This is a genomic window from Mycobacterium sp. IDUB_39 (assembly GCF_055419205.1).
In genome coordinates, this window is record NZ_JBVAXF010000001.1 from 686104 (window position 1) to 712121 (window position 26018).

Here is a 26018-nt window from a genome sequence, read left to right on the forward strand (position 1 = left end):
CGTCTAGCCATGTCTACCGAGCATCACGACGCAGTAATCGTCGGCGCCGGGTTCGCAGGCATCGGCGCAGCCATCCAGCTCAAGCGGTTGGGCATGAATGACTTCGTCATCCTCGAACGCGAGGACGACCTCGGCGGTACGTGGTACGTCAACCACTACCCCGGCCTTGCCGTCGACGTGCCAACCACCACGTACTCGTACTTCTTCGAGCCCAACCCGAACTGGTCACGGCTTTTCACCCCTGGACCCGAGATCAAGCAGTACGCGGACGACGTCGCCGACAAGTACGACGTCCGAACCCACATGCGCTTCGGCACCGTTGTCGAGGGCGCCCGCTGGGACGAGGACGCGTCGCTGTGGCGCATCGCGCTGGCCGGCGGGGACACCCTGACCGCCCGCTACCTGCTCACCGCAACCGGCTTCCTCTCCCAGCCAAGGGTTCCCGATATTTCGGGCATCGAGAGCTTCGAGGGCAAGGTCATCCACACCACCGAGTGGGAGGATGACTTCGATGCCACCGGGCGGCGCATCGCCGTGATCGGTACCGGCGCCACCGCGGTTCAGCTCATCCCCGAACTCGCCAAGCGCGCAGCGGATCTCACGGTGTACCAGCGCACCCCGATCTGGGTTGTGCCCAAGATCGACCTCCGTTTCGGCGAGCGGGCCAAGCGGTTGTTCGCACGTGTTCCGTTCACGCAACGGGCGCTGCGCTGGCTCACCGACTCGATCTACGAGGTGATGATCAACACCGCGGTGCTGCGTCACCGCAAGTTCTCACGGCTCAACGTCGCCGCCGCCGATCTGTCGAAGGTGCACCGGTTCTTTTCCATCCGGGACAAGGAGCTGCGGCACCGACTGACGCCGGACTACGACTTCGGTTGCAAGCGACCGACGTTCAGCAACGGCTACTACCGCGCCTTCACCAAGCCCCACGTGCACCTTCAGGACGCGGGCATCGATCACATCGTCGCCGACGGCATCGTCGGCAAGGACGGCGCCAAGGTCACCATCGACACCCTGGTCCTGGCCACGGGCTTCGACCTGTGGGAGGCCAACTTCCCCGCCATCGAGGTCATCGGCCGCGACGGCCGGGATCTGGGAAAGTGGTGGCGGGACACCCGGTTCCAGGCCTACCAGGGCGTGTCGATGCCGTACTTCCCGAACTACCTGAGCCTGGCCAGCCCCTATGCGTTCCTCGGGTTGAACTTCTTCAACACCATGGAGTACCAGATGCGGCTCATGGACCGGCTGTTCACCGAGGTGAAGCGGCGCGGTGCGACGACATTCGAGGTCACCGAGGAGGCGAACACCGCGTTCCTCGACCGGATGACCGAGCTGCTCGGCGACTCGCTGTTCACCATCGGCAACTGCGCGAGCGCGAATTCGTACTACTTCAACCCCGCGGGAGAGCCCACCCTGCTGCGTCCGTCGTCGACAGAGACGGCGGTCAGGGAAGCCTCGGCGTTCCCGCTCAGTGATTACCGGATTGCCTGACCAGAAAGAGAACTCAGTGCCTCAAGATTCGAAGAACTCCATGGCGGCCACGCTCGTCGGTCTGTCGTTCGCGGGCGCGGGTATCGCGCACTTCGTCCGCCCGCAGCTGTTCGAGGGCATCACGAAGTCGGCGTTCCCGCGTGACACCGCGCGGCACATCAAGACCAACGGCGGTATCGAGACCGCGATCGGCGTCGGACTCCTGGTGCCGAAGACCCGCAAGCTGGCGGTCCTCGGCACGGTCGGCTATGCCGCCTACCTGGCCGTGAACTCCGTCCGCAATCGCTGACATCCCCTGAAGCGCACCCTCGGGACCGCTGACGCGGTAGTCGTCGGGCTCGGCGCGATGCTCGGCGCTGGCATCTTCGTGGTGCTCGCGCCCGCGGCCGCCGCGGCGGGTTCGGGCCTGCTCCTGGGTCTCGCGATCGCCGCGTTCGTCGCCTATTGCAACGCAACGTCGTCGGCGCGACTCGCGGCGCTCTACCCGCAGTCCGGTGGCACCTATGTCTACGGCCGGGAGCGACTCGGCCCGTTCTGGGGATACACCGCGGGTGCGAGTTTCATCGTCGGCAAGACCGCGTCATGTGCGGCGATGGCGCTGACGGTCGGCTACTACGTGTGGCCCGGGCACGCGCATGAGATCGCGGTGGCCGTTGTGCTGGCGCTGACGGCGGTCAACGTTGCAGGCGTACAGAAGTCAGCGCTTCTCACCCGGGTGATCGTGGTCGTCGTGCTCGCCGTGCTGTGCACCGTGATCGTGGCGATTCTCGCGTCCGGCGACGTGGACACCGGCAGGCTCGCCCTCGGCGACGACGCCAGTGCGTTCGGCATCCTGCAGGCGGCGGGTCTGCTGTTCTTCGCATTCGCCGGGTATGCGCGGATCGCGACCCTCGGCGAGGAGGTGCGCGATCCGGCCCGCACGATCCCGCGGGCCATCGCGGTGTCGCTGGCCATCGCGCTGCTGGTGTACGCGGTGGTTGCCGTCGTGGTGCTCGCGCAACTGGGTGGCCCGACACTGTCATCGGCCACCGCTCCACTGGCCGACGCCGTTGCGGCCGCCGGGCACCCCGGGCTGGTACCGGTGGTGCGGGTTGGTGCGGCAATCGCCGCGCTGGGGGCGCTTCTCGCGCTCATCCTCGGTGTCTCGCGCACGGTTCTGGCGATGTCGCGGGACAGGTACCTGCCGAGCTCGCTGGCAGCGGTGCACGACCGGTTCGACAGTCCGTACCGTGCCGAGATCGCCGTGGGAGTCGTGGTGGCCGGGCTCGCCGCTGTGGCCGACGTGCGCACGGCCATCGGATTCTCGTCGTTCGCCGTGCTGGTGTACTACGCGATAGCCAATGCGGCGGCGTTCACGTTGGGACGCAAGCTGATTCCCGTGCTCGGGATCATCGGATGCGTGGTTCTCGCGGTGACGTTGCCTGCAACCTCGGTGCTGGCGGGCGTCGCGGTGCTCGTGCTCAGCGCCGCGGTATACGCACTGCGCCGGTGATTGGGCTGCGCCACAGCGCCCAATGGTGTGTAGTTCGTGCTTGTGATTCCCGCCAAATCAGCACTCACCTGGAAGGCCGTCCCGCATGACGCGGCGGTCGTCGCGCCCGACGAACGGCTCAGCTGGCCCCGCACGATAGGTATCGGCGCCCAGCACGTGGTCGCGATGTTCGGCGCCACGTTCCTAGTGCCGGTGCTCACCGGGTTCCCCCCGGCAACCACGCTGCTGTTCTCGGGCATCGGCACGGTGCTGTTCCTGATCATCACCGGCAACCGGCTGCCGAGCTATCTGGGGTCCAGCTTCGCCGTGATCTCACCGGTGATCGCCGCGGTCGGCTCGAACGGCGCGGGCAGCGCGCTCGGCGGCCTGGTGGCGCTGGGCCTGACGCTGATCGTCATCGGCGTCATCGTCCACCTGGTCGGCACGCATTGGCTCAACGTCGCGCTGCCACCGGTGGTGACGGGCGCCGTCGTCGCGTTGATCGGCTTCAACCTCGCGCCCGTCGCGAAGCAGAACTTCGAGAAGGGCCCCGTGGTCGGCATCATCACGCTGGTGCTGCTGGTCGCCACGTTGGCGTTCTTCCGCGGCATCATCGGCAGGTTGGCGATATTCCTGGCCGTCGTCATCGGATACGTGGTGGCCTGGCTGCTGGGTGGCGTCGACGAGGCCGCGCGGGCCGCGATAAGTGCCGCGCCGTGGGTGGGGCTGCCCGAGTTCCAGACGCCGACCTTCACCTGGGCGGTACTACCGCTGTTCCTGCCCGCGGTGATCGCGCTGATCGCCGAGAACATCGGGCACGTCAAGTCGGTCGGCCAGATGACGAACACCGACACCGATCCGCTTATCGGTCGCGCGCTGGCCGCCGACGGGGTGGCCACCACACTCGCGGGGTTCGGCGGCGGAACGGCCACCACCACCTACGCCGAGAACATCGGCGTGATGGCCGCCACGCGCGTGTACTCGACCGCCGCGTACTGGGTGGCAGCCCTCGTCGCGATCGTGCTGGCGATGTGTCCGAAGATCGGCGCGCTGATCTCGGCGATCCCACCGGGCGTGCTGGGCGGAGCCACCATCGTGTTGTACGGCCTGGTCGGCGTGCTGGGCATCCGGATCTGGCTGACCAATCACGTCGACTTCAGCCTGCCGGTCAACCAGATGACCGCCGCCATCCCCCTGATCATCGGCATCGCCGACTTCACCTGGACCGCTGGGGATCTGACGTTCACCGGTATCGCGCTCGGATCCATCGCGGCGCTGCTGGTGTATCACGGTATGCGGCTGTTGGGCTTCCGCAGCTCTGATCGCACGGCGGCAACGACCGACGATCCTGCCGATGAACCGAGCCCGCTGCCCTAGCCGGCACGCGCAGGTGTTCAGGCGGCCAGGACGACGAGCCCGTACGCCACGGCGAAACGATGGCCCAGCTGCCCGCACACGTTGCCACGCCCGACGGTGACCTCGTGGCCCAGCTGTTCGCTGACGGCCCGGACCAACTCGTCGTCACTCGCTCCGCCACCGACCAGCAGAACCCCGGCCGCGCCGGGGGCCACCTGCTCGACACCCCGCATCACGTTGCCGCCGATGACCAACCGCTTGGCCGCGAGCCGCCAACTGCGCCACTCCGCGCCGGAGAGCCGCGACGTGAACGGCAGCAGACCACTCGGAGCTGAGGTCAGCAGCCATCCTGTGCACCGGCCGTCGATCGGCTTGTCGAGGAACTGTCGCCGACTGTGCTCGTCCTCGACGAGCTGCGGTGTGATGGCGGTGACCGCCTCCGCACGCTTCGCATACTCGGCGGCACTCCTGGAGATCTCCAGTGCGGTGGCGGTGGCCGTGGTCAGGAGCTGCCCCGCACCTGGCAGGACCACGCGAGAACCCTCGGTGACGACGTCGACGGTCCCCCCGCCGACGTCCACGACGACGACGTCGGACGTGACACCCGGTGTGGTGAGCGCGCCGACACGCGCCGCGGCGGCCTCCGAGTCGATCTGCGTCACCGGAACCCCGAGGGCGCTGCCGAGCGCATCGGCGTCGGCAGGTGGTTCCTCTCCACCACCCATCGCGGCCATCACGAGACTGTCCACCACAACCGACCCGCGGCGCGAGTTAGCCTGCGCCGCAATGTCGGCCAGGTGAACGACGTAGCGCTGGTCGTCCTGGACACCTGACGGCACGACGGGCTGCTGGATCTCCCGCGGCGACGTGTCGTGCGCCGGTGAGGTGCCATCGAGGTACACCACCGCGCACGCGCTGTCGAAGAGCTGGTCGGCGATAACGCGTGCGTCGACGCGTTCGCCGTCGTGCAGGCCGAACACGTCGGCGAGCCAGAACGGGTCGGTGAGCTTCTGCAGTGGTGCCAGCCCGTCGCGCACCTCCACCGCGACCAGTGCTGCCGACATCAGCGGCCCCACGTCGATATCGTCGATCACCGGCAGGGCAGTCCGCAGCCGGTTGGACACCAGCACTGCCTCGTCGTTTGCCGTCAACACCGCGACCACGTTTCGGCCGTCCTCGACTGCCGCATTCACCAGGTGTGCCACCTCGAGGTAGCCCCACTCCCGGGTCGCGCAGGCGACTATCGGACGGTCGCGGTCGGTGTGGTCGAGGTGTTCGACCGGCACCGGAGCACCGACGCCCGCGGCGTCACCCGCGGTGGTCGCCGCCGACCGGGTGGCGATGGTGAGCCGCCCGGTTCTGCGGGTCTCCAGTTGGACGCGTCCGACGGTCGAGTGCACAGGCGGGGTCGGAGCGAACGCGGCGCGGTCGATCACCAGTCCACGACTATCGGCCAGCCGCCGTGCGAGCTGCGCGGCACCCTGCACGGCCCGCACGGATCCCTTGCCACCGCGCGTCGGAGTGCGGGCGCTGGCAAGCACCTCGAGCCCGTCGGCCCCGCCGCAGAGGACCACCTCGGTGGTGGCGTTACCGATGTCGACTCCGGCCCAGATGGTCATCGCAGCAGGCCGCGCCGCCGATACACCGAGGCGGCCTCACGCACGAATTCCGCGCAGGTGTGCGCCTTTTGGTCGGCTAACCGCTGCGCCAGCTCCTCCAGCTCGGCGAACGTGGAGCGTCCCGGTCGCAGCGCCTCATACGCCGCGAGCATGTCCTCGGAACTCAGTGCGGTCATCTCGGCCGCACGGCGGAGGTTCATCGCCAACTGAATGGAGCCGCTGCGCTGCGCGGTGTCCGCCTGAGCCAACAGCGTCTCCCGGCTGATCCGGATGTCGTCCAGAGTCAGATCGCCGGAGCGGGCTGCCTCGACGGTCACCTCGCTGATGCTGCGACCCGAGTGTGAGGTGATGGTCATCGCGTGTACTCCATTTCGACGTGCGTGCTGCCCTCATCGCCTGTGCGGGGTGCGAACTGCCCCCGTTCGATGGCGACCATGGAAACGACCTGGGTGTGGTATCGAGCGGTGATCGCCTCCTCGGTGTAGGCGTTGCGCATCGGGGCGGGCGTCGTGCCCTTGGCATGCCGCCCGGCATTGATGCCGACCAACCGATACATCTCCGGGGTGATCAGCGGCGCGATGCTGAGCAGTTCGAGGTTTGCCAACGGAGAAAGGTCGCGACGGTGAATGATCGTGGTGCCCTTGGCCTGTAGTCCGACCGAGATCCCGGACCCTGACAGCTGCGCCGCGGACTTCCCGATCGCGCCGAGGTCGATGCTGTCGGTGATGCGCACCAGCCGCGCCACGCAGTGTTCCTCCTCCAGGCCTGCGAGAATCTGGTCGAGCACGTCGTAGATGGTCAGACCCGAGAGGGCACGAAACAGCTTGGTACCGAACGCGGGTGAGACACCGATGACGACCTCCCGCGGATCCTCTCCGACCCCGGCCGGACCAACGTCCACCAGGCGGTCTGGCCTGGCGAAGGTCGCCTGTTCCCTGACCAGGTCGGCGACCGACCGCGCCTGCCGCACGGCATCGATCTGGGCCTGACGCTCCGGCGTCGGCCGGTACCCGGTGCCCGGCCCGCGGTAGTCGTTGGGATCCGTCAACGCCGACAGCACGTTCATCTCCTCGTCGAAGATCGCGGCGGTCTGCAGGTAGTCACCGGCGACCCGGGCCGTGGCCATGCCCAGAACCCGATCGGCGATATCCCCGAAGCCGGTCTCGGCGAGCGCACCGACCACGTCGAGCACCGTGAGACCCGACTGCTCGATCATCCTGGCCGCACTCAGCACCTTCACACCGTCGGTCTGCGGCAGGTCCTTCGAACCCGCCGCTCCGACAACGGCTTCCACATGTTCGTCATCGAAGTCCGCGAGACCCAGGTACTCGAAGACCGCACGCGTGGCTTCGGCGGCCTGCCGACGCATCGACTCCAGAGTGGTCGGATCGACCGACCGCAAGCCACCATCGACACCCCAGTCGCGCTGCAGGACGAGGTAGTCGTCAAGATCGCTGGCGTTGAAGTTCGATGGTCCGAACATGTTGTCGTAGGCCTCAACCGAGCCGAATCCGGAGAAGATGAAGTCCGACCCGGACAGCAGCACCGGCAACGTCCGGCTGGTCCGGCGCATCGTGGACTCGGACATCAGACTGTCGTTACCGCTGCAGGACTCGAGCCCACGGAGCATGACCATGAGGTTCTCGGCGATCAGCTCTCGGACGCCGCCTGGCACCGACGCCGTGATGCCGGCACCGTCGATACCGCCGTTCTGCACGCCCTGTGCTCCGATGCCCTTGGCCAGGGCCACACACCGAGACTCCAGATAGTTCATCGACTTGCGCTCGGCCTGCCCCATGAGCACCTCGGAGCCCGCCCCGCTGGACAGCCGCATCTTGATCCCGCGGGAGGCGTAGGACGACGTCAGGAACGCCTTCGACCACGGGGTGTCATCACCGTCGGTGAAGACCTGCTCGGTGCCGTAGACCGAAACCGTCTCGGCGTAGGAGACCAGTCCGCGCACGCCCAGCTCCAGTTCACGGGCCTCCTCGACCGAGCACTGCGTCAGCGCACCGGGGGCGGGCACCTGCGAGCCGATCAGCAGTCCCACGGCGACGGCTGGGGCATCGTCGAGAACCGGGACCGTCGCCTCCAGTTCCCGGAAGCCGTAGACCACGGCGGTGGCCGCGTCGGCCGCAATCAGCAGTGGATCGTCGAGGCGATTGGTGACATGGGCCTGGTTGGCGGGAGTCCGACGGGAGCGCATCTTCATCATCGCCATCTGGATCTCGACGGGCTGCAACATCGCGACAACGCGGGCCATCTTGGCCGGGGTGAGGCCCGCACAGACAGCAAGCACATCCTCGCGGGGCACGCTCGAGTCGACGATCAGCCGCGCCAGATCGACCTCACTCATCGCCATCGACCGGGGAGCCTCGGTGTGGTCGATGGCGTATCGCACGATGAACTCGTCGATCGTGTCGAAGTCTGCGGCCGCGGTGGAGTCCATCTCGAGCACAGTGCCGTCCTCGGCGACGACCCAGGACGGTTCCGGGTCGTGCGGTGAGAGGTGCGAGATCATTCCCAGTTCCGGGTCCGCCTCGGCGAACCCGTCGAAGTTGACGCGCTGCTCGTCCAACACCCGAATGCGTCCCAGCCGGTGGTCCTGTTCGATCTCAGTGCTGCTCAGATGCATGGCGCCCAGCATCGACTGAACTCCAAGGTGAGACAACGACGCGTGCCCAGGTTCCAACAATGTGTGTGACGCGGACGCCGGTTGTCGGCACCTGTGTGACCTGGCCTACAACAAGGTGTTGGAAAGTGCCGGACCGCTCTGGCAGATTGCCCGTCCTTCTCGTAAGACTTGCCCGGAATTCGACGGAGCCGGCGATATGCGGTTCCGCTGGCAGAGGAGGATCACCCCATGTCTGACGTCGTCAACGCGGACGCCGCACGCGCCCGCGAAATGCCACCGGACGGGCGTTCCGGAAAGCTACGCGGGAACCTCGGCGTCCCGGCCATCGTCCTCATGGTGGTGGCCGCTGCGGCACCGCTGTCGACCATCGGTGGAAACGTGCCGATCGGCATGGTCCTCGGCAACACCACGGGCATCCCTGTCGCGTTCCTGATCGCGGGTGTCATCTTCCTGCTCTTCGCGGCCAGTTTCGTGGCGATGTCGAAGTACGTCACCAATACCGGCGCGTTTTACGCGTACATCCAGAAGGGGCTCGGCCGTGCCGCCGGGACCGGCGCTGCTGTGCTCGCGCTTCCGGCGTACATGTGCACGCTGCTCGGTGTAGCGGCGTACGACGGTGTGATCCTCGCCGGCTTCATCGAGCGCTTCGGCGGACCGGCCATCCCCTGGTGGCTGCTAACCGGGGTGGTGCTCGCGATCGTCGGGTGGCTGGGCTACCGCGACATCGATCTCAGCGCCAAGGTCCTTGGCATCTTCCTGGTCTCCGAGGTGGCCATCCTGGTCGTCCTCGACCTGGTCATCGTTCTTCGGGGCGGCGAGCAGGGCATCACCGGTGACTCCTTCACACCGCAGGGCCTCGCCGGCGGATTCTCGATCGCCCTGCTGTACGCACTGTGGGGCTTCGTTGGTGTCGAGGCGACCGCCGTCTTCCGGGACGAGGCCAAGGACCCGGACCGAACCGTCCCCCGCGCCACCTACTGGGCGGTGGGAATCGTGGCCAGCTTCTACGCCTTCTCGAGCTGGGCTCTCATCGAGGGCAACGGCGGCCCTGACGCCATCCAGGCGGCCAAGGACGATCCCGACAACTTCATGGTGAACACCGCCCAGCAGTACCTCGGCATGCTGGGGCGCGATCTCACCACGGGCTTCTGGTTCATCAGCGTGTTCGCCTGCGCGTTGGCATTCCACAACATCAGTTCCCGCTACGCGTTCGTACTGGGTAAGAGCGGCGTTCTGCCCAAGCGCTTCGGTGATGTCCACGGACGCCACGGCTCACCTGCGAACGCGTCGGTTCTGATCAGCGTCTTGTCGTTCGTGATCATGGCTGTGCTCGCCGCACTGCAGCTGGACCCGGTACTGCAGATCTTCGGCCCGCTGGGTGGCCTCGGAATCCTGGCTCTGGCGATCCTGTGGCTGATGACGACGGTCTCGGTCGTGATCTTCTTCACACGCCGCGGCGGCTCGACGCGCATCGTGATCCTGGCATCGATCGCCACGCTTGCCCTGGCCGCGGCCCTGATGCTGGTGCTGACGAACCTGACGCTGGTCGTGGGTGGCTCCGTCACCCTCGCGTGGGTGTTCGGCGTTCTGCCGTTCGTACTCCTGGGGCTGGGCATGCTGCTGAGCCGACGATCGACGGAGGACCTGTCCGCGCCCTGATCTCCCGTGCGCACACCACTGCGGAGCGCTGATACCGTCGAATCTGGCGGTGTCGGCGCTCCGCCGCGGTCTCTCTACACAGGAGTGACCAACGGGGCAGAGGGGTCGATCAGGAGAAGGTGCGATATGGCTCGGGAATCGCCGCTGAGCGTTGCGGCGGCCTTGACCGTTCCGCCACTGGATCAGGGCTCAGTCATCGCGGGGCACCGTGCGTTGACCCGTGAGGTGCTGTGGGTCGACATCATCCACGCGCCAGCCGAGTCCTTCGTCCGCGCGGGCGACCTGGTGCTGACCACCGACGCCGACATTCGGCAAGCCGATGTACGGGAGTTCCTCGCCTATCTCGTGGCCTCCCCGGCCGCCGGGTTGATAATCAGCCCTCCACCCGAACTCGCTGCCGGCACTGTCCGCGATCTCCTCAGCTCGCTGGTCGCGCTCGCTGATCGCCATGAGTTCCCGGTGGTACTCCTGCCATGGGAGATAGCCTTCGCCGATGTTCAGAAGAGCCTGCTACCACTGTTGACCCCATCGGTTCCCGGCGCACAGGTGGAGATGGCCATCGGACGCCGCGAAGGTGACGCGGGCGGCCGGAACGCCGACGGTTGGGAAGAATTCGCCGACGCCTTCGTCAAGGCGCTCCACGAGTTGGCCCGCGCGGCCGGTGTGACGGTCCGATCGTCTGTCACCGACGACCTCGTGATGTGTCATTTCTCCGCCGCCCTGTCGGCGTCCACGGTGTCCGGATTGATCGCGTCTGCCCAGCGACTCAGCGGCATTCCGGAGAACCTCGTGAGTTGGGTGCTGCTCCCACCTGCGCACGGCCAGACCGTCACAGTGCCAGCGTCGGTGCCATCGTCCACACCTGATGGCCCGGTGGATCCGCGGCAGTTCGCCGAGGTGCTCAGGCAGGATCCACGGAGTATGGCGACGATCCTCCAGACCCTGCAGCCGCTCGTCGACTACGACCGGACCCGCCGTGGGCAGCTGGTCCACACCTTGGAGATCCTCCTCAACGAGGCCATCAACACCAGCGCAGCTGCGAGAGCGCTGTACCTGAACCGACACTCGTTGCTGTACCGGATCAAGCTCATCGAGGACCTCACGGGTCTCTCGCTGAAGAATCCCGCGGACCGCTTCCATCTGGAGGTGAGCGTTCGCGTCCACCAGATCGATGCGGCGCACATCGGCTCTTGAGGTGACCAGCGAAGCGGTGTTCATCGGCGTCAGCCCCTAGCCGGCACGCCGTTCACACCGTCGGTCGACTTCGCGTAGGTGCCGACGACATACGCCACCGCCGGGCCGGTGACGCCCAGCGCCTCGCGGTTGATGTTGGCGATGGTGTCGTGCGGTGTGCGGTACGCGGGATCGAACGGCTTGCCCGCCTGTCCTCCCCACAGTCGCGCCTGCACTTCGGTCTTGCGCCCGGGGACCCAGGTGGTGAGCCCGCCAATCGGCACCCCGGCGGTCAGGAACGGGCTGTAGTCACCGGTCAGGCCCAGTGGCGAGTCGGCGGGGCGGATGCCCGCGAGGTTCAGGTAGCCCGCCAGCGTGCGCTCGATACCCGCGGAACCCTTCGGGACGGACGCCGCGGGCACGTCGGGATTCGCCAGCCCCGACTGGTCACCGTCGTAGGTGAAGTAGCCCGCGTTGCGCGAGCCAAGCATGTCGAAGTCCAGGTACAGCGCGACATCAGACAGGCCCTCGCCCCCGAGGCTCTCGACGTAGTTGCGCGATCCCTCTCCGCCCACCTCCCCCGCGCCGAAGAATGCGAATCGCACGGCGTTGGTGACCTGAGGTGAACCCCCAAGCGCGACGGCGGTCGCCAGCACGGCGGCCACACCCGATGCGTTGTCGTTGAGGCCGGGGCTGCGCACCGGCGAGTCCAGGTGCGCACCCGCCACGACGACATTGTGCTGATCACCGGTCTTGGTCTGCGCCACGATGTTTCGCGACGTGACGGTGCCCGCGCGGGCATCGAGAACGAGGCGTACCGGCGCGTTGGTGCGGCGCAGTTGCGCATCGACATCGCGGCCGATCACCGCGACCGGCGCCTTGAGCTGCTGGTAGTAGCCGGGGGTGAACAGCCCCTGGGCCCCGGAGTCGCTGACGACGAGCAGCCCCACCGCGCCCTCCGCCGTTGCGGCGGACTGCTTCTCGACGACCGAGCAACCCTGGTCGTCGACGACGGCGATCGCGCCGCGCACGTTCGCATCGCCGTAGTCGGCGGCGGTGCAGCCTGCGGGCTTGCGTGGGCGCAGGGTGGGCGCACTCAGACCACCCTTGGGCGTGTTGACGAGCAGTGACGCCTGGTCCACGGGTTGGCTGCGGCCCGCGACGGTCAACATGGGCTTGCCCGGTTCGGCGACGACGAGACGGTCGAACTCCGGTGTCGTCACATCGAATCCGTTGTCGCGCAAGATGCTCGCGACGTACTCGACGCTGGCGTCATAGCCCGCGGTGCCGTCGGCCCGGGTGCCGTTATTGGCCTCCGCGACGTCAGCCAGACGCTGCAGGTGACCGAACATGTCGTCGACGGTGACCTGCTCGGCCAGGTCGGTGGGGTCGGTGGCCGCCTCGGGTGCTGAGGATCCGCACGCCGCGAGCACCGCCACCACGGTCAGCGCCACGACGGCGCGCGCACCCGCGGCGGCACGCGTCACGGCTCGGTCACCACGTGACGGACTCGGTCCTCGCGGATCGGCACGCCGTTGCGACCGGTCTCATTCTGGGCATAGAGGCCGACGGTGTATGCCACTCCGCCACCCTGGATTTCGAGTGCGGTGCGATCGATGTTCTCGATGGTGTCACCTGGCTTGTGGTAGTTCGGGTCGAACGGCTGCTCGGCCTGCCCGCCCCACAGGTCGGCCTCCTCCTTGCTCTTCTTCGTCTCGGCACCCGCGAACAGGCCGCCTGCGGGGACGCCGGCCTGGGTGAACCCGTCGTAGTCGGAGCGGCCGTCGAAGTCGGTGTCCTCCGCGGTCTTGTCCTCACCGTCGAGGTAGTCCACGAGCGTGCGCTCGATACCCGCGGAACCCTCTGGTACGCGTGGCACGCCGTTGGCGGGCGGTGGTGTGGACTGATTGCCGTCGTAGGTGAAGTAGCCGGGGTTCGGCGAGCCGAGCATGTCGAAGTTGAGATAGAGCGCGATGTCCTTGAGCTCCTCGACATCGAGCCCGGCGATGTACTCGTTGGACCCGACCAGGCCCATCTCCTCGGCACCCCAGAACCCGAATCTGACCGCGTTGCGCACGGGCGGCGAGCTGCCCAACTGCACGGCGGTCTCCAACAGCGCAGCCACGCCCGAGCCGTTGTCGTTGATACCGGGCCCCTCCGGCACGGAGTCCAGGTGTGCGCCCGCCATCACGACATTGTCGGTGGCGCCGGTCTTGGTCTGGGCGATCACGTTTCGGGTGCGCTCCACGTTGACACCCGCCTTCAGCTTGATGGTGGTGGCGCCCGGATTCTCACGCAGGCGCGCGCCGTCGGACTTCGTCACACCGACCACCGGAATCTTGACGTCGGTGTCCTCGCCCAGCGTGCCGCCGAACTGCTCATTGTCGCTGTTGTTCACGACGATCATCGCCACGGCGCCGCGGTCGGCAGCGACCTGTTGCTTGATCCCGAAGGCGCAGGCCCCACGATCGACCAGCACGATCGCGCCGTCGACCGGCAGACCGTCGTAGTCCGCGGGCTCACAGCCCGGCGTGTCCTCGACGCGGACGGGCACTAGCGGAGCGGTCAGCCCCTGCGGCGGTGTGCCGATGGTGTAGTTCAGTGGCGCCGCCTTAACGCCTGCCCCGCCGACCGTCACCGACGGCTCCTCGGCGAAGGGCAGGCGCACATCGAACTCGTCGGTGGTGACGTCGAAACCCTTGTCCCGCAACATGCCCGCGACGTAGTCGACGCTGGCGGCGTAGCCCTTGGTGCCGAGTGCCCGGTTCCCGTCGTTGGCGTCGGCGATCTCCTGCAGCTTGCCCAGGTGCGCCATCATGGCATCGATGGTTACCTTGTCCCGCTGCTGCGTCGCGAACTCCAGGGCGGCCTCATTGGACGGCGCCTCGGTCGGCTCCGGTTCCGAGGACCGGCCGCACCCGGCAAGCACCGTCGCCGAAACCGCCAGGACCACCAGTGCCGTTCGTGACATTCGCCGCATCGTGCCCACGTTAGTCAAGCATCACGCTTGACGATCACGACGGTGGCCGCGATGAAGATCACCACGACGATGGCGGTGAAGTAGACGAGCGACCCGAACGGGCCCCACAGCATCACGTAGGTGGGGAACAGCCACTGCACGTCGGCGAACAGGAACGCGTTGGCGAACGGTAGATAGGGGCCGATCTCCGGACCGATGCTCGGCAAATTGCCCACTATGGGCTCGACCACCAACGGCCACATCAGCAGAACGGCGACAGCACCCGCGGCGTGGCGCAGCAGTGCCCCGACACCGACACCGAGCACCGCGGCGACTGCGGCGAACAGCGCCAGCGCCGCCACCACTCGCCACACCGCCGTACCGGCCAGCGACAGCCCCGCACCGACGAGGGGGTCGGCGGCCAACCGCGCCACCGCGACCGCGGCAACCACCAGGACCGCGGTGAACACCGCCGAGAACACCGCCATGACGACGGCTTTCGCCGCGAGCACCAGCGGGCGGTTCGGGACGGCCGCGAACGTGGCGCGAATCATGCCGGTGCGATACTCGCCCGTCACCGTCATCGCCGCGAGCACCATCATGATCGGAACGCCGAACACCGCGACACCCATCGCGGCCCGCTGCGGCGACAACCCTGCCGCTCCGTATGCGGTGGCACCCTGAAGCGCCGCGACGCCAATACTGAGCACGGCGGCGGCCAGCGCCGACCACAGCGGGGAGCGGATGGTCGACAGCTTGATGCGCTCGGCGTGCAGCGCGGCGAGCGCGGATGCGGCGCTCATCGGCCCGCCGTCCGGTACTCGACCTGGTCGTCGGTCAGCTTGAGGTAGGCCTCCTCGAGCGAGGCCCGTTGTGCGCTGAGCTCGTGCAGCGCGATGCCGTTGCGCGCCGCCAGCTCACCGACCACCTCGATCGCCACGCCCCGTACCGCCAGCGCCAATCCATCGGCCTCGGCGCTCGTGTCGATACCCGCATCGTTGAGCAGCCCGGCCAGGGAGTCGAGCTGGGGGCTGCGGACCCTGACGGCGTCGGCACCCGAACTCGCGACGAACTCGGCGACCGTGGTCGAGGAGATCAATCGGCCCCGGCCGATCACCACCAGGCGGTCGGCGGTGTTGGACATCTCGGCCAGTAGGTGACTCGACACGAACACCGTGCGCCCCTCGGCGGCCAGCGCCCGCATGAGCGTGCGCACCCAGCGGATGCCCTCGGGGTCGAGCCCGTTGACCGGTTCGTCGAACAACAGCACCGGCGGGTCGCCGAGGAGGGCGGCCGCGATGCCCAGGCGCTGGCCCATGCCGAGCGACAGCGTGCCCGCGTTCTTGTCCGCCACCGAGTCGAGGCCGACGACGTCGAGCACCTCGTCGACGCGGGTGAACGGAATGCGGTTGGTAGCCGCGATCCAGCGCAGGTGGTCACGGGCGGACCGGTTGGGGTGCACCTGTTTGGCGTCCAGCAGCGCGCCGACCGTCCGCAGCGGGTCGGACAGTTCGCGGTACCGCTTGCCGCCGATTGTCGCGGTGCCCGCACTCGGATGGTCCAGGCCCAGGATCATGCGCATGGTGGTGGTCTTGCCAGCACCGTTGGGGCCGAGGAACCCCGTGACGACACCCGGCTCGATCGAGCAGGTGAGATCGTCAACGGCGCGCTTCGCACCGAAGTCCTTCGTCAGACCCGCCAGCTCGATCACGTGACACATGATTTCAGCTCAACGCACCGACGATCAGATCGGCGACGGCGCGCATACCCGCCGCGTTGGGGTGCAGTGGAGCGGGGCGGCCGGGCACCGGCAAACCGAATCCGGTCGTCCACGCCTCGGCTGACCACGGGTGATGGTCGAGGCTGGCGTCGCCCGCGCGGACCAACCCACAACCCGTGTCCGCCGCCGCGGTTTCGGTGTGGAGCTTGAGCGTGTCGGCGATGTGCCTACCCACCTCCGCGCGGGCGTCCGACAGCGGCGGGGCTGCGGTGCCCCGTGGCGGCAGCAGCGTGAGGTAGTCCACGAACATCACCGCGGCGTGCGGTGCGCGGCTGCGTAGCTCCGCACCGACGGCCCGCAGGGACGCGCCCACGCTGGCGAGTGCCTCATCGCGCGCGACCGGATCCAGTGCCTCGCGCAGCACGCGGCCCAGCAGCGGGAGCGACGTCGCGAAGCGCGGCAGTCCCGCGGCGAACAGGTAGGGGACGTAGCCGACGTCGTTGCCACCGATCGTCACGGTGACCAGGCGCTCAGTGCCATCCAGCGCGTCGACCTGTGCGGGTTGGCCGCGCTGCGACTCGGTGAGCACGTGCGCGGTCGTCGCTCCAGAGAACGTGACGTCGACGAGGTCGTATCCGAGTCGCTCGGCGACCAGGTGCGGGTAGTTCACGGCGGAGCGTCCGGAACCGAACGGCGCTCCGGAGGCCTTCGGCCTGATGCCCGGTCCGGCCGCCATCGACGAACCGAGTGCGACGTAGCGGCCCCCCTGGGTCACGGGGCTGTCGGACTGGAGGCCTGGGCCCAGAACCGCTTGGGGATTCGGCCCGCCTGCCTGGCCAGGTACCCGGCCTCGACGGCGGCGGCCATCGCGGCCGCCATCACGGGCGGATTCGACGCCCGGGTCACCGCGGTGGCCAGCAGCACGGCCTCGCAGCCCAGTTCCATCGCCAGGGCCGCGTCGCTGGCCGTGCCTATGCCCGCGTCGAGGATGACGGGCACTCCTGCGCGGTCCACGATCATCTCGATGTGGTGCGGGTTGGCGATGCCCAGGCCCGTGCCGATGGGTGACCCCAACGGCATGACGGCCGCGCAGCCGACGTCCTCGAGGCGCCGCGCCAGCACCGGATCGTCATTGGTGTACGGCAGCACGACGAAACCGTCGTCGACCAATTGCTCTGCGGCCCTGACCAACTCGATGGCATCGGGTAGAAGGGTGCGATCGTCGGCGATGACCTCCAGCTTCACCCAGTCGGTGTGCAGGGCCTCGCGTGCCAACTGCGCGGTCAACACCGCCTCCGCGGCGCCACGACACCCCGCAGTGTTCGGCAGCGGGGTTATGCCGAGTTCGGTGAGCAGGTCCAGCACGCCGGTGCCACCCTCGGCGTCAACGCGCCGCATCGCCACCGTGGTCAGCTCGGTACCCGAGGCGACCAGAGCCTCACGCAGCACTGCGAGGTTCGCCGCACCGCCGGTGCCCATGATCAGGCGAGAGCGGAAACTACGGCCCGCAATGGTCAGCTTGCTATCCCCGGTCGCTTCGCTCCTGCCCTCCGGATCCCCGGCTTGCTCAACCACCCTGCACCGCCGTCACCACTTCCACCTTCGCGCCGTCGGACAGCACGGTGTCCCACTCCGAACGCGGCAGCACCGACCAGTTCAGCGCCACCGCGATGCCCTTGTCGGGAAACCCCAGCGTGTCGAGCATCGTTGTCACCGTGGCGTTCTCGTCGATCTGGACGTCCTCACCATTGACGATCACCAACATGTCGGCACCTCACCTTTCAACGCGGCTACCTTCAGCTCGGATTCGTTCAACTCGGCCGCGATCCGATCGGCCGTCCACGGCGCCAGCAGAAAACCCGAGCGACCGTGGCCCGCAGCCACCAACGTGTTCTCGTCGAGCCTGCCCACTAGCGGCACGCCGTCCGGCGTCATGGGGCGCAGGCCCGCGGCACACTCGGCGAGTTCGTACTCACCGAGCGCGGGCATGACCTCGCACGCGTCGTCGAGCAGGTCGCGCACACCCGATACGGCGGGGGCGGTGTCACGGCCGTGCTCGTACTGCGTCGCACCGATCACCAGCCCATCCGGACGCGGCACCAGATACACCTGCCTGCCGTGCACCCGGGCGCGGATAACCCTCTGCGGCAGCGGCATACAGCCCTTGCGCCACCGCAGACGCAGCACCTCACCCTTGACCGGCCGGATCGCCAGACCGGGCCACAGGGCCGGGGCGTCGATACCGTTGGCGATCACCGTGGTGTCCGCGTCACGCGTCTCGTCGAGGGACTCCACCGGCGGCGCCCACTGGACGCCGAGGCCCTCGCACGCGGCCGCGAGCGCGGCGACGAGCGCTCGGTTGTCAACGGCGAGTTCGGTATCCGCGATGAACCCGTGGCGGATACCTTGGGCAAGCAGGGGTTCGACATCCCGGGCAGATCTGGTCGGCGTCACGGACTGCCCCTGCGCGCTAAGCCACTCACACACCGTCCGCAGGTCCTCGGCATCGGCGCGGTCGACTGCCACCACCAACGACTCGCGGGCGGTGACCACCTCGGCGGGCAGGCCGTCAAGGAAGCCCTCGTGCCACAGCCGCAGCGACTCCAGGCCGATCTGCAGCAGCGTCTCCTCACCCGGCCAGCCCTCGCTGTGCGGTGCGAGCATCCCGCCTGCCACCCACGACGCACCGTGATCGGCGGTGCGGTGCAACCGCACCGACCACCCGTCGAGCGCGGCGCGGCGGGCCACGGACAAGCCGATGACACCGCCGCCGACGACGGCAAGACTTCGCGCCGACGAGCCGGCCATTGGATCCGGAGACATCCTCTTCCTGCTCCCTTCGCCGGCATGACCCGGATCAGGTGTGACGGTAAGGGCAGGATGCGTGCCCACTCTCAGTCCCCGATCCCGGGACTCCCGTGTTGTCCGGTCCACTTTACTCTCGCGGTGTGCGTGAAATCCGTGAGCGTCTCAACACCGCCCTGCTATACCTGTGCACCGACGCGCGCCGGGAGCGGGGTGATCTGGCGTCATTCGCCGATGCGGCACTGCGCGGTGGCGTCGATCTCATCCAGCTGCGGGACAAGGGCTCGGCGGGCGAGCAGCGGTTCGGCCCGCTGGAGGCGGCGGCCGAGATAGCTGCCCTGGAGATTCTCGGCGACGCGGCCCGACGCCACGGCGCACTGCTGGCGGTGAACGATCGCGCCGACATCGCCCGCGCCGCCGGGGCCGACGTGCTGCACCTCGGACAGGACGATCTGCCGCTTCTGCTGGCCCGCGACGTCATCGGTCCCGGCCCACTGATCGGGCGGTCCACCCACGATGAGACGCAGGTGGCGGCTGCGATCTCCGAGGAGGTCGACTACTTCTGCGTCGGCCCCTGCTGGCCGACACCCACCAAGCCGGGCCGGTCCGCACCGGGCCTGGACCTGGTCCGCTACGCCGCCGAATCGGGTTGTGAGAAACCGTGGTTCGCGATCGGCGGAATCGACGCGCAGCGGCTGCCCGATGTGCTCGAAGCCGGTGCACGACGTGTCGTCGTGGTGCGTGCGATCACCGCCGCCGATGACCCGGAGGCCGCGGCGCGCGATTTGAGTTCGGCGCTCAGGGCTGCCCGTTGACCAGCATCGGGATGGACGCAGCAACGCTGCGCACCTGATCCCAACTGGCCGCGAAGCCGGGGTGCAACGGCAGATCGGCGACGTCGGCCTCGGCGACCCAGCGCAGTTCTGCGCTCTCGCCGTTGGGTCGGGTGGCCAGCGGTTCGGCCGCGTCCGCGATGACGGTGGTGTAGGTCCAGGCCGGTCCGTCAGGTCCGCGCACCTCCGAGGTCACCACCGATGTCCGCACCGTCATCAACTCAGCCGTCACGCCCGCCTCCTCATGGGCCTCCCTGACAGCGGCCTCCTCGACCGACTCGTGGCTGTCCCTGGCTCCGCCGGGCAAACCCCATGTGCCGCCCTGATGGCTCCACGCCGCGCGATGTTGCAGCAGCACGGCCGCGCCGCCATCCCCCCACGGGGCACGAAGGAGAAGACCCGCGGCACCGTGCCTGCCCCAGTAGTGGGCACCGCTGTCTGACAACACCCAACCGTCTCCGTCGCCTCGCACCCCACAAGGATAGGAAACCCACGTCGATACTGGTCGACCTGGAATCCCCCGAGTCGGTCCAACAACTCTTAGAATTTTTTTATAGAATCGATTTCCCGAGACAGCTCGCCGGAAAGTTGAGGTCCGCGCACAGGTGACCGTGGAGTTGGCGCACCCATCGACCGAGCCGCTCGCGTCACGGTCGCCGACCACTCCAGCGCATCCGCGCTGGTGGTTCCTCTGGACCACACCTGGCCGAATCCTGACCATCGGCGTCGTGCTGTCCACTCTGGTGGTCCTCTCCGCGTTCGCGACATCGACCACGATCAATGATCGACAAGAGGCGCTGACCCGGGTCCTCAACCACACCGAGCCGCTCGCCTTCGCAGCGGGCGAGTTGTACACAACCCTGTCGGTGGCCGACGCCGCAGCGGCAACCGCCTTCATCGCGGGCGCCGAACCGCGCCCCGTCCGGCAGCGCTACGAGCAGGCCATCACCGATGCTGCCGTCGCAGTGACCCGCGCGTCGAGCGGGCTGACCGATGAGCCGATGATCGAACTGCTGGGTCGCATCAACGCGCAACTGGCGGTGTACACCGGCCTCGTCGAGACTGCCCGGACCAACAACCGGGCCGGCTATCCCGTCGGATCGTCGTACCTGTCCGAGGCGTCATCGCTGATGCAGACCCAGATCCTGCCCGACGCACAGCGGCTCTACGAGGAGACCTCCCGGCGGGTGGACGTCGAGACCACCGCATCCACCCGAATTCCCGCGCCGGTGATCCTGGTGGTGCTGGCGACCCTGCTGTTCGGCGCCTTCGCGAACCGGTGGCTGGCGCGGCACACCCGACGCCGCGTCAATGTCGGCTTCGTCGCGGGCGGGATGGCGGTCCTGGTGATGATCATCTGGGTGGGCACGGCGCTGATCATCTCCACCGCGGACAGCCGCAGCGCCAAGAGCACCGCCGCCGAGTCGCTCAAGACCGTCACCACGATGGCGATCACCGGGCAGCAGGCCCGTGCCGACGAGACGCTGTCGCTGATCCGCCGCGGCGATGAGGGGGTGCGCAAGCAGTCCTACTATCAGCGCATCGACACGATGCAGCAGCAACTGGCGGACTACCTCGGACGCGAGGACGCGATCGACAAGAGCGATCTGGCCGATGCCGAACAGCTGCTCAGAAAGTGGCGTGCCGCCGACGACCGGATCAACGCCTACATCGCGGTCGGCAACTACTCGGCCGCCACCCAGGTCGCGCTCGGCACCGGCCAGGACGACTCGACGCCGGCGTTCGACAAGTTGGACGCCGCACTGAACAAGGGCATCGCCGAGAGCCGCAAGCAGTTGCGCAGCGATATCGTCAACGCGCGTCGGGTGCTCTCGGGTGCGACGGTGGGAGCGGCGCTGCTGAGTGTGACGGCGGCGGTCGCGGTGGCGCTGGGCCTGTGGCCCCGACTCAGCGAGTACAGATGATGAACATGAAGACCTTGTTCGCGGCGCTGAGCGCGGTGGTGATGCTCGCGGGTTGCAGCGAGTCGGCGCCCGAACTCGCGGTGCCCAGCGTGACGCTGGCCCCGCCCACGCCTGCGGGCATGCGGGAGGCACCGCCCGAACCCGTGCAGTTGCCGATCACCGAGGACGACTGCAGCGCGAGCCTGCGCCCCTTCCCCACCAAGGCCGACGGGGCCGAGGCCGTCGAGAACATCCGCAACCGGGGCAGGCTCATCGTCGGCCTCGACATTGGCAGCAATCTGTTCAGCTTCCGTGACCCGATCACCGGTGAGATCACCGGTTTCGACGTCGACGTCGCCGGTGAGGTGGCGCGAGACATCTTCGGCACCCCGTCACAGGTCGAGTACCGCATCCTGTCCTCGGCCGACCGGATCACCGCGCTGCAGAACAATCAGGTCGACATCGTCGTCAAGACCATGAGCATCACCTGCGAGCGCAAGGAACTGGTCAACTTCTCCACGGAGTACCTGTCGGCCCATCAGCGCATCCTGGCTCCACGGGACTCCGCCATCACACAGGCCTCCGACCTGTCCGGTAAGCGGGTGTGCGCGGTTACCGGCACGACGTCGCTGGACCGGGTCCGGCAGATCAATCCCTCGCCCGTGGTCGTGGAGGTCGTGACCTGGGCCGACTGCCTCGTCGCGCTGCAGCAGCGTCAGGTCGACGCCGTCAGCACCGACGACACGATCCTGGCGGGCCTGGTGGCCCAGGACCCCTATCTGCACATCATCGGGCCGAGCCTCAACGAGGAGCCCTACGGCATCGGCATCAACAAGGAGAACGACGATCTGGTGCGGTTCGTCAACGGAACCCTCGACCGGATCCGACGCGACGGCACGTGGAACACGTTGTACCGCAAGTGGTTGACGGTTCTCGGGCCGGCACCCGCCCCACCCGTTCCGAGATACGAGAACTGATGGCCGGCGACCCGAAACCCGATGAGGGCACCGCGCTCCCCAACGACGCCGTGCCCGACGATGACGATTACCCGAGCACCCAGCCGGCCGACGCCATGACGTACGACTCGCTGGCCACCATGCGGCCGATGGCCACGCAGGCCGTGTTCCGCCCAGACTTCGACGACTCCGGTGGCGGCTCGGTCAGCACCGCCGACACCGAACCGCAGACGACGATGATGACGCGCCGGTGGTCACCGATCCGCCGACTCGGCGGCGGTCTGGTCGAGGTGCCGCGGGTTATCGAGCGCGATCCCCTGGCAGCCCTGATGAAGAACCCGGTGGTGGCCGAGTCCAAGCGGTTCTGCTGGAACTGCGGTAAGCCGGTGGGCCGCTCGTCGGCCGACGGCAAGGCGCTGTCCGAGGGCTGGTGCCCACACTGCGGTAGTCCGTATTCCTTTCTGCCGCAGCTGAGCCCAGGCAGCATGGTGGCTGACCAGTATCTGATCAAGGGCTGCGTGGCCCACGGCGGCCTTGGCTGGATCTACCTGGCGCTGGACACCAACGTCAACGACCGGCCGGTGGTGCTCAAGGGCCTGGTCCACGCGGGTGACGCCGAGGCGCAGGCCATCGCGATGGCCGAGCGTCAGTTCCTCGCGGAGGTCACCCACCCCGGGATCGTGAAGATCTTCAACTTCGTCGAGACCGATGACAAGCACGGCGATCCCGTCGGCTACATCGTGATGGAGTACGTCGGCGGCACCTCACTCAAACCGGCCAAGGGCACCAAGCTTCCGGTCGCGCAGGCAATCGCCTACATGCTCGAGATCCTGCCCGCACTGGGCTATCTGCACTCGATAGGCCTGGTCTACAACGATCTCAAGCCCGAGAACATCATGATCACCGAGGAGCAGCTCAAGCTCATCGACCTCGGTGCGGTGTCGCGGATCGGATCCTACGGATTCCTCTACGGCACACCGGGTTACCAGGCTCCCGAGATCGTGCGGACAGGCCCGACCGTGGCCACCGACATCTACACCGTCGGCCGCACGCTGGCCGCGCTGACCCTGGACATGCGTACCCGCGACGGACGCTACGTCGACGGGTTGCCCGAGGACGATCCCACTCTGACGCAGTACGACTCCTTCGGCCGGCTGCTGCGTCGCGCCATCGACCCCGACCCGCGCCGCAGGTTCGCCAGTGCCGAGGAGATGTCCTCTCAGCTGCTCGGTGTGCTGCGCGAGGTGGTGGCCAGGGACACCGGAGTTCCGCGCGCCGGCCTGTCGACGGTGTTCAGCCCGTCCAGGTCGACGTTCGGCATCGACCTGCTCGTGGCGCACACCGACGTCTACCTCGACGGTCAGGTGCACTCCGAGAAGCTGACGGCGCAGGAGATCGTACGCGCGCTGCCGGTGCCGATGGTCGACCCGGCCGACGTCGGCGCGACGATCCTGTCCGCGACGATGCTGAGTCAGCCTGTGCAGACCCTTGACTCGCTGCGCGCGGCCCGGCACGGCACGTTGGAGGCCGAGGGTATCGACCTGTCGGAGTCCATCGAGCTGCCGCTCATGGAGGCCCGTGCGCTGCTGGATCTCGGCGACGTGGCGAAGGCCAACCGAAAGCTCGATGATCTGTCCGACCGAGTCGGCTGGCGATGGCGGCTGGTGTGGTACCGCGCGGTGGCACAGCTGCTGTCCGCCGACTACGACGCGGCGATCAAACACTTCACCGAGGTGCTCGACACGCTGCCAGGCGAGCTGGCGCCCAAGCTGGCGCTGGCCGCAACCAGCGAGCTGGCGGGGGCCGCGAGCGCCGAGGTGTTCTACAAGACGGTCTGGAACACCGACAACGGGGTGATCTCGGCGGGTTTCGGGCTGGCCCGATCACAGTCGTCGGATGGTGAGCGCGACGCCGCCGTCAAGACTCTCGACCAGGTTCCGCCCACCTCAAGGCATTTCACCACCGCACGGCTCACCAGCGCGGTGACCCTGTTGTCGGGGCGCTCGGGCAGCGAGATCACCGAGGACCAGATCCGCGATGCTGCCCGCCGCGTGGAGGCGCTGCCGGACACCGAGCCGCGCGTCCTGCAGATCCGGGCGCTGGTGCTGGGCACGGCGATGGACTGGCTGGCTGACAACACGGCCAGCACCAATCACATCCTCGGTTTCCCCTTCACCGAACACGGGCTGCAGTTGGGGGTGGAGGCGTCACTGCGCGGACTGGCCCGGTTGGCGCCGTCGCAGGCGCATCGCTACGCCCTGGTGGATCTGGCCAACAGCGTCCGCCCGATGAGCACGTTCTAGATCGCAGCCACGCAGGCCCGCGCGATCGCGAGTTCCTCGTCGGTGGGGATGACGAGAACCGCGGTGGGTGAGTGCTCCGCCGAGATCCGACGCGGACCTCGAGCCGGGCTGTCGTTGAGGTGCTCGTCGAGTTCGATGCCGAGTGGCGCAAGGCCACTCAGCGCGTCGCGGCGCACCATGGCGTCATTCTCCCCCACCCCTGCGGTGAAGGTGATGACGTCGGTGCGGCCCAGCAACGCCAGGTAGGAGCCGATGTACTTGCGCAGCCGGTGGATGTAGACGTCATAGGCCAGCTTGGCATCGGCGTCGCCGGCCTCGATATCGCGGTGCAGGACCCGGAAGTCGATCGCCCCGCCGAGGCCCAGCACTCCGGATCGGCGGTTCAGCATCGACTCGATGTCCTCGACGCTCATCCCCGCCTCACGCCAGAGATACACCAGCACACCGGGATCCACGTCACCCGAACGCGTGCCCATCACCAGACCCTCCATCGGAGTCAGCCCCATCGAGGTGTCCTGAGGTCGGCCGCCGACGATCGCCGAGGCCGACGCTCCGTTACCAAGGTGCAGCACGATCTGACTGAGGGACTCCAGCGGCGCCTTGAGGAAGTCGGCGGCCTGTTCGCTGATGTACTGGTGCGACGTGCCGTGGAACCCGTAACGCCGAATCCGCCACTGCTCGGCGACATCCCGGTCGATGGCGTACGTGGCGGCCGCGGCAGGCAGATCATGGAAGAAAGCCGTGTCGAACACCGCGATATGCGGCAGATCGGGCAGCACCCTGCGTGCCACCTCGATGCCGAGGATCGCAGGCGGGTTGTGCAGCGGCGCAATCGGTGACAGCGACTCGAGCGTCGCGATCAGCGCGTCATCGACGACGGTGGGCTGATAGAAGTCGGGGCCACCGTGCACCACCCGGTGGCCAACGGCCACGAGGCCGAGCTCGTCGAGCCGGTGACCCTGTTCACCCAGGACGTCGAACGCCGTACGCAGCGCCGCCTCGTGGTCGGGGATCTCCCCCTCGCCGATCCGCTCGACGATTCCATCGGTCACCTGACGGCCCGATTCGGGTTCCACGACGGCGTACTTGAGCGATGACGATCCGCAGTTGAGGACGAGGACAGTGGGCACC

At 67.9% G+C, this 26018-nt stretch carries 23 protein-coding genes and 1 riboswitch; of the genes, 10 read left to right on the forward strand and 13 right to left on the reverse strand.

The features are described 5' to 3' along the window. The first annotated feature begins 9 nt into the window (after window positions 1–9). From ACZY0X_RS03375 to ACZY0X_RS03390, 4 genes are read left to right on the forward strand one after another with little or no spacing between them, the layout of a single operon-like run. Window positions 10–1494, forward strand: coding sequence for a flavin-containing monooxygenase (locus tag ACZY0X_RS03375; RefSeq protein ID WP_463768173.1), 1485 nt, complete (start codon window positions 10–12; stop codon window positions 1492–1494). A gap of 16 nt (window positions 1495–1510) precedes the next feature. Beyond that, complete coding sequence (locus ACZY0X_RS03380) at window positions 1511–1783, forward strand: DoxX family protein (protein WP_463768174.1); 273 nt, start codon at window positions 1511–1513, stop codon at window positions 1781–1783. 57 nt (window positions 1784–1840) lie between these two features. Next, the gene (locus tag ACZY0X_RS03385) at window positions 1841–2986 is read left to right on the forward strand and encodes an APC family permease (RefSeq protein ID WP_463768175.1); all 1146 of its coding nucleotides are present in this window, start codon (window positions 1841–1843) and stop codon (window positions 2984–2986) included. A gap of 42 nt (window positions 2987–3028) precedes the next feature. Further along, window positions 3029–4342 (forward strand): uracil-xanthine permease family protein, encoded by a 1314-nt coding sequence (locus ACZY0X_RS03390; RefSeq protein WP_463768752.1) that lies wholly within the window; start codon window positions 3029–3031, stop codon window positions 4340–4342. 17 nt (window positions 4343–4359) lie between these two features. Here the strand turns inward: ACZY0X_RS03390 and ACZY0X_RS03395 are convergent, their stop codons facing one another. The 3 genes from ACZY0X_RS03395 to ACZY0X_RS03405 are packed head-to-tail and all read right to left on the reverse strand — an operon-like array spanning window position 4360 to window position 8575. Next, window positions 4360–5940 (reverse strand): diol dehydratase reactivase ATPase-like domain-containing protein, encoded by a 1581-nt coding sequence (locus tag ACZY0X_RS03395; protein WP_463768176.1) that lies wholly within the window; start codon window positions 5938–5940, stop codon window positions 4360–4362. Continuing rightward, complete coding sequence (locus ACZY0X_RS03400; protein ID WP_463768177.1) at window positions 5937–6296, reverse strand: diol dehydratase small subunit; 360 nt, start codon at window positions 6294–6296, stop codon at window positions 5937–5939. Before ACZY0X_RS03400 ends, ACZY0X_RS03395 begins: the two co-directional genes overlap by 4 nt. Further along, the gene (locus ACZY0X_RS03405; RefSeq protein WP_463768753.1) at window positions 6293–8575 is read right to left on the reverse strand and encodes a propanediol/glycerol family dehydratase large subunit; all 2283 of its coding nucleotides are present in this window, start codon (window positions 8573–8575) and stop codon (window positions 6293–6295) included. Before ACZY0X_RS03405 ends, ACZY0X_RS03400 begins: the two co-directional genes overlap by 4 nt. Before the next feature lie 228 nt (window positions 8576–8803). Between ACZY0X_RS03405 and ACZY0X_RS03410 the strand changes: the two genes are divergently transcribed. Both ACZY0X_RS03410 and ACZY0X_RS03415 read left to right on the forward strand, forming a co-directional pair. Next, window positions 8804–10234 carry an APC family permease gene (locus tag ACZY0X_RS03410; RefSeq protein ID WP_463768178.1) on the forward strand — a complete coding sequence of 477 codons (1431 nt, stop codon included), beginning with the start codon at window positions 8804–8806 and terminating at the stop codon, window positions 10232–10234. 126 nt (window positions 10235–10360) lie between these two features. Next, entirely contained in the window at window positions 10361–11428 is a 1068-nt protein-coding gene (locus ACZY0X_RS03415) for a PucR family transcriptional regulator (protein WP_463768179.1), read from the forward strand. Window positions 11429–11457: 29 nt separating this feature from the next. Here ACZY0X_RS03415 and ACZY0X_RS03420 read toward each other — a convergent pair whose 3' ends face one another. From ACZY0X_RS03420 to thiO, 8 genes are all read right to left on the reverse strand, one after another. After that, window positions 11458–12894 carry a M28 family peptidase gene (locus ACZY0X_RS03420; protein ID WP_463768180.1) on the reverse strand — a complete coding sequence of 479 codons (1437 nt, stop codon included), beginning with the start codon at window positions 12892–12894 and terminating at the stop codon, window positions 11458–11460. After that, the gene (locus ACZY0X_RS03425) at window positions 12891–14387 is read right to left on the reverse strand and encodes a M28 family metallopeptidase (RefSeq protein WP_463768182.1); all 1497 of its coding nucleotides are present in this window, start codon (window positions 14385–14387) and stop codon (window positions 12891–12893) included. The genes ACZY0X_RS03420 and ACZY0X_RS03425 overlap by 4 nt, the downstream gene beginning before the upstream one ends. 14 nt (window positions 14388–14401) lie before the next feature. Further along, entirely contained in the window at window positions 14402–15169 is a 768-nt protein-coding gene (locus ACZY0X_RS03430) for an ABC transporter permease (RefSeq protein ID WP_463768183.1), read from the reverse strand. Then, on the reverse strand, window positions 15166–16077 hold the full coding sequence (locus tag ACZY0X_RS03435; protein WP_463768184.1) for an ATP-binding cassette domain-containing protein: 912 nt from the start codon (window positions 16075–16077) through the stop codon (window positions 15166–15168). Before ACZY0X_RS03435 ends, ACZY0X_RS03430 begins: the two co-directional genes overlap by 4 nt. Before the next feature lie 13 nt (window positions 16078–16090). Further along, window positions 16091–16861, reverse strand: a complete 771-nt coding sequence (locus ACZY0X_RS03440; protein ID WP_463768185.1) for an SGNH/GDSL hydrolase family protein — start codon at window positions 16859–16861, stop codon at window positions 16091–16093. Further along, window positions 16858–17565: a thiazole synthase gene (gene thiG / locus ACZY0X_RS03445; protein WP_241405863.1), complete on the reverse strand. Its 708-nt coding sequence runs from the start codon at window positions 17563–17565 to the stop codon at window positions 16858–16860. Before thiG ends, ACZY0X_RS03440 begins: the two co-directional genes overlap by 4 nt. An 88-nt stretch (window positions 17566–17653) precedes the next feature. Next, window positions 17654–17851 (reverse strand): sulfur carrier protein ThiS, encoded by a 198-nt coding sequence (gene thiS / locus ACZY0X_RS03450; protein ID WP_241401250.1) that lies wholly within the window; start codon window positions 17849–17851, stop codon window positions 17654–17656. Further along, a complete protein-coding gene (thiO, locus tag ACZY0X_RS03455) occupies window positions 17842–18894 on the reverse strand; it encodes a glycine oxidase ThiO (protein ID WP_463768754.1) in 1053 nt (350 codons plus the stop codon). Before thiO ends, thiS begins: the two co-directional genes overlap by 10 nt. A 9-nt stretch (window positions 18895–18903) precedes the next feature. Further along, window positions 18904–19016: riboswitch (TPP riboswitch) on the reverse strand. Between the two features lie 27 nt (window positions 19017–19043). On the opposite strand from thiO, the gene thiE reads away from it, so the two are divergent. After that, entirely contained in the window at window positions 19044–19706 is a 663-nt protein-coding gene (gene thiE / locus ACZY0X_RS03460; protein ID WP_463768755.1) for a thiamine phosphate synthase, read from the forward strand. Here thiE and ACZY0X_RS03465 read toward each other — a convergent pair. Further along, window positions 19690–20196 carry an NUDIX hydrolase gene (locus ACZY0X_RS03465; RefSeq protein ID WP_463768186.1) on the reverse strand — a complete coding sequence of 169 codons (507 nt, stop codon included), beginning with the start codon at window positions 20194–20196 and terminating at the stop codon, window positions 19690–19692. The two genes, thiE and ACZY0X_RS03465, sit on opposite strands and share 17 nt — an antisense overlap. Window positions 20197–20329: 133 nt before the next feature. Here ACZY0X_RS03465 and glnX point away from each other — a divergent pair, with 133 nt between their 5' ends. The 3 genes from glnX (at window position 20330) to ACZY0X_RS03480 (ending at window position 24887) form a co-directional block, all read left to right on the forward strand. Then, window positions 20330–21649 (forward strand): protein kinase G-activating protein GlnX, encoded by a 1320-nt coding sequence (gene glnX, locus ACZY0X_RS03470; protein ID WP_463768187.1) that lies wholly within the window; start codon window positions 20330–20332, stop codon window positions 21647–21649. 41 nt (window positions 21650–21690) lie between these two features. Continuing rightward, window positions 21691–22605 carry a glutamate ABC transporter substrate-binding protein gene (locus tag ACZY0X_RS03475; protein ID WP_463768756.1) on the forward strand — a complete coding sequence of 305 codons (915 nt, stop codon included), beginning with the start codon at window positions 21691–21693 and terminating at the stop codon, window positions 22603–22605. A 95-nt stretch (window positions 22606–22700) separates the two neighbouring features. Further along, window positions 22701–24887 (forward strand): serine/threonine-protein kinase PknG, encoded by a 2187-nt coding sequence (locus ACZY0X_RS03480; RefSeq protein ID WP_463768757.1) that lies wholly within the window; start codon window positions 22701–22703, stop codon window positions 24885–24887. On the opposite strand, the gene ACZY0X_RS03485 is transcribed toward ACZY0X_RS03480, so the two are convergent. Further along, a complete protein-coding gene (locus ACZY0X_RS03485; RefSeq protein WP_463768188.1) occupies window positions 24884–26017 on the reverse strand; it encodes an acetate kinase in 1134 nt (377 codons plus the stop codon). The two genes, ACZY0X_RS03480 and ACZY0X_RS03485, sit on opposite strands and share 4 nt — an antisense overlap. Between the last annotated feature and the right edge of the window lies 1 nt (window position 26018).

Bases quoted from the DNA above. Each gene is read 5' to 3' on its own strand.
- ACZY0X_RS03375 (WP_463768173.1), top strand. From the start codon at position 10: ATGTCTACCGAGCATCACGACGCAGTAATCGTCGGCGCCGGGTTCGCA.
- ACZY0X_RS03385 (WP_463768175.1), top strand. From the start codon at position 1,841: ATGCTCGGCGCTGGCATCTTCGTGGTGCTCGCGCCCGCGGCCGCCGCG.
- ACZY0X_RS03395 (WP_463768176.1), bottom strand. From the start codon at position 5,940: ATGACCATCTGGGCCGGAGTCGACATCGGTAACGCCACCACCGAGGTG.
- ACZY0X_RS03400 (WP_463768177.1), bottom strand. From the start codon at position 6,296: ATGACCATCACCTCACACTCGGGTCGCAGCATCAGCGAGGTGACCGTC.
- ACZY0X_RS03405 (WP_463768753.1), bottom strand. From the start codon at position 8,575: ATGCATCTGAGCAGCACTGAGATCGAACAGGACCACCGGCTGGGACGC.
- ACZY0X_RS03410 (WP_463768178.1), top strand. From the start codon at position 8,804: ATGTCTGACGTCGTCAACGCGGACGCCGCACGCGCCCGCGAAATGCCA.
- ACZY0X_RS03415 (WP_463768179.1), top strand. From the start codon at position 10,361: ATGGCTCGGGAATCGCCGCTGAGCGTTGCGGCGGCCTTGACCGTTCCG.
- ACZY0X_RS03425 (WP_463768182.1), bottom strand. From the start codon at position 14,387: ATGCGGCGAATGTCACGAACGGCACTGGTGGTCCTGGCGGTTTCGGCG.
- ACZY0X_RS03430 (WP_463768183.1), bottom strand. From the start codon at position 15,169: ATGAGCGCCGCATCCGCGCTCGCCGCGCTGCACGCCGAGCGCATCAAG.
- thiG (WP_241405863.1), bottom strand. From the start codon at position 17,565: ATGGGCACCGGCGGTGCGGCGAACCTCGCAGTGCTGCGTGAGGCTCTG.
- thiS (WP_241401250.1), bottom strand. From the start codon at position 17,851: ATGTTGGTGATCGTCAATGGTGAGGACGTCCAGATCGACGAGAACGCC.
- thiO (WP_463768754.1), bottom strand. From the start codon at position 18,894: ATGGCCGGCTCGTCGGCGCGAAGTCTTGCCGTCGTCGGCGGCGGTGTC.
- ACZY0X_RS03475 (WP_463768756.1), top strand. From the start codon at position 21,691: ATGCTCGCGGGTTGCAGCGAGTCGGCGCCCGAACTCGCGGTGCCCAGC.
- ACZY0X_RS03480 (WP_463768757.1), top strand. From the start codon at position 22,701: ATGACGTACGACTCGCTGGCCACCATGCGGCCGATGGCCACGCAGGCC.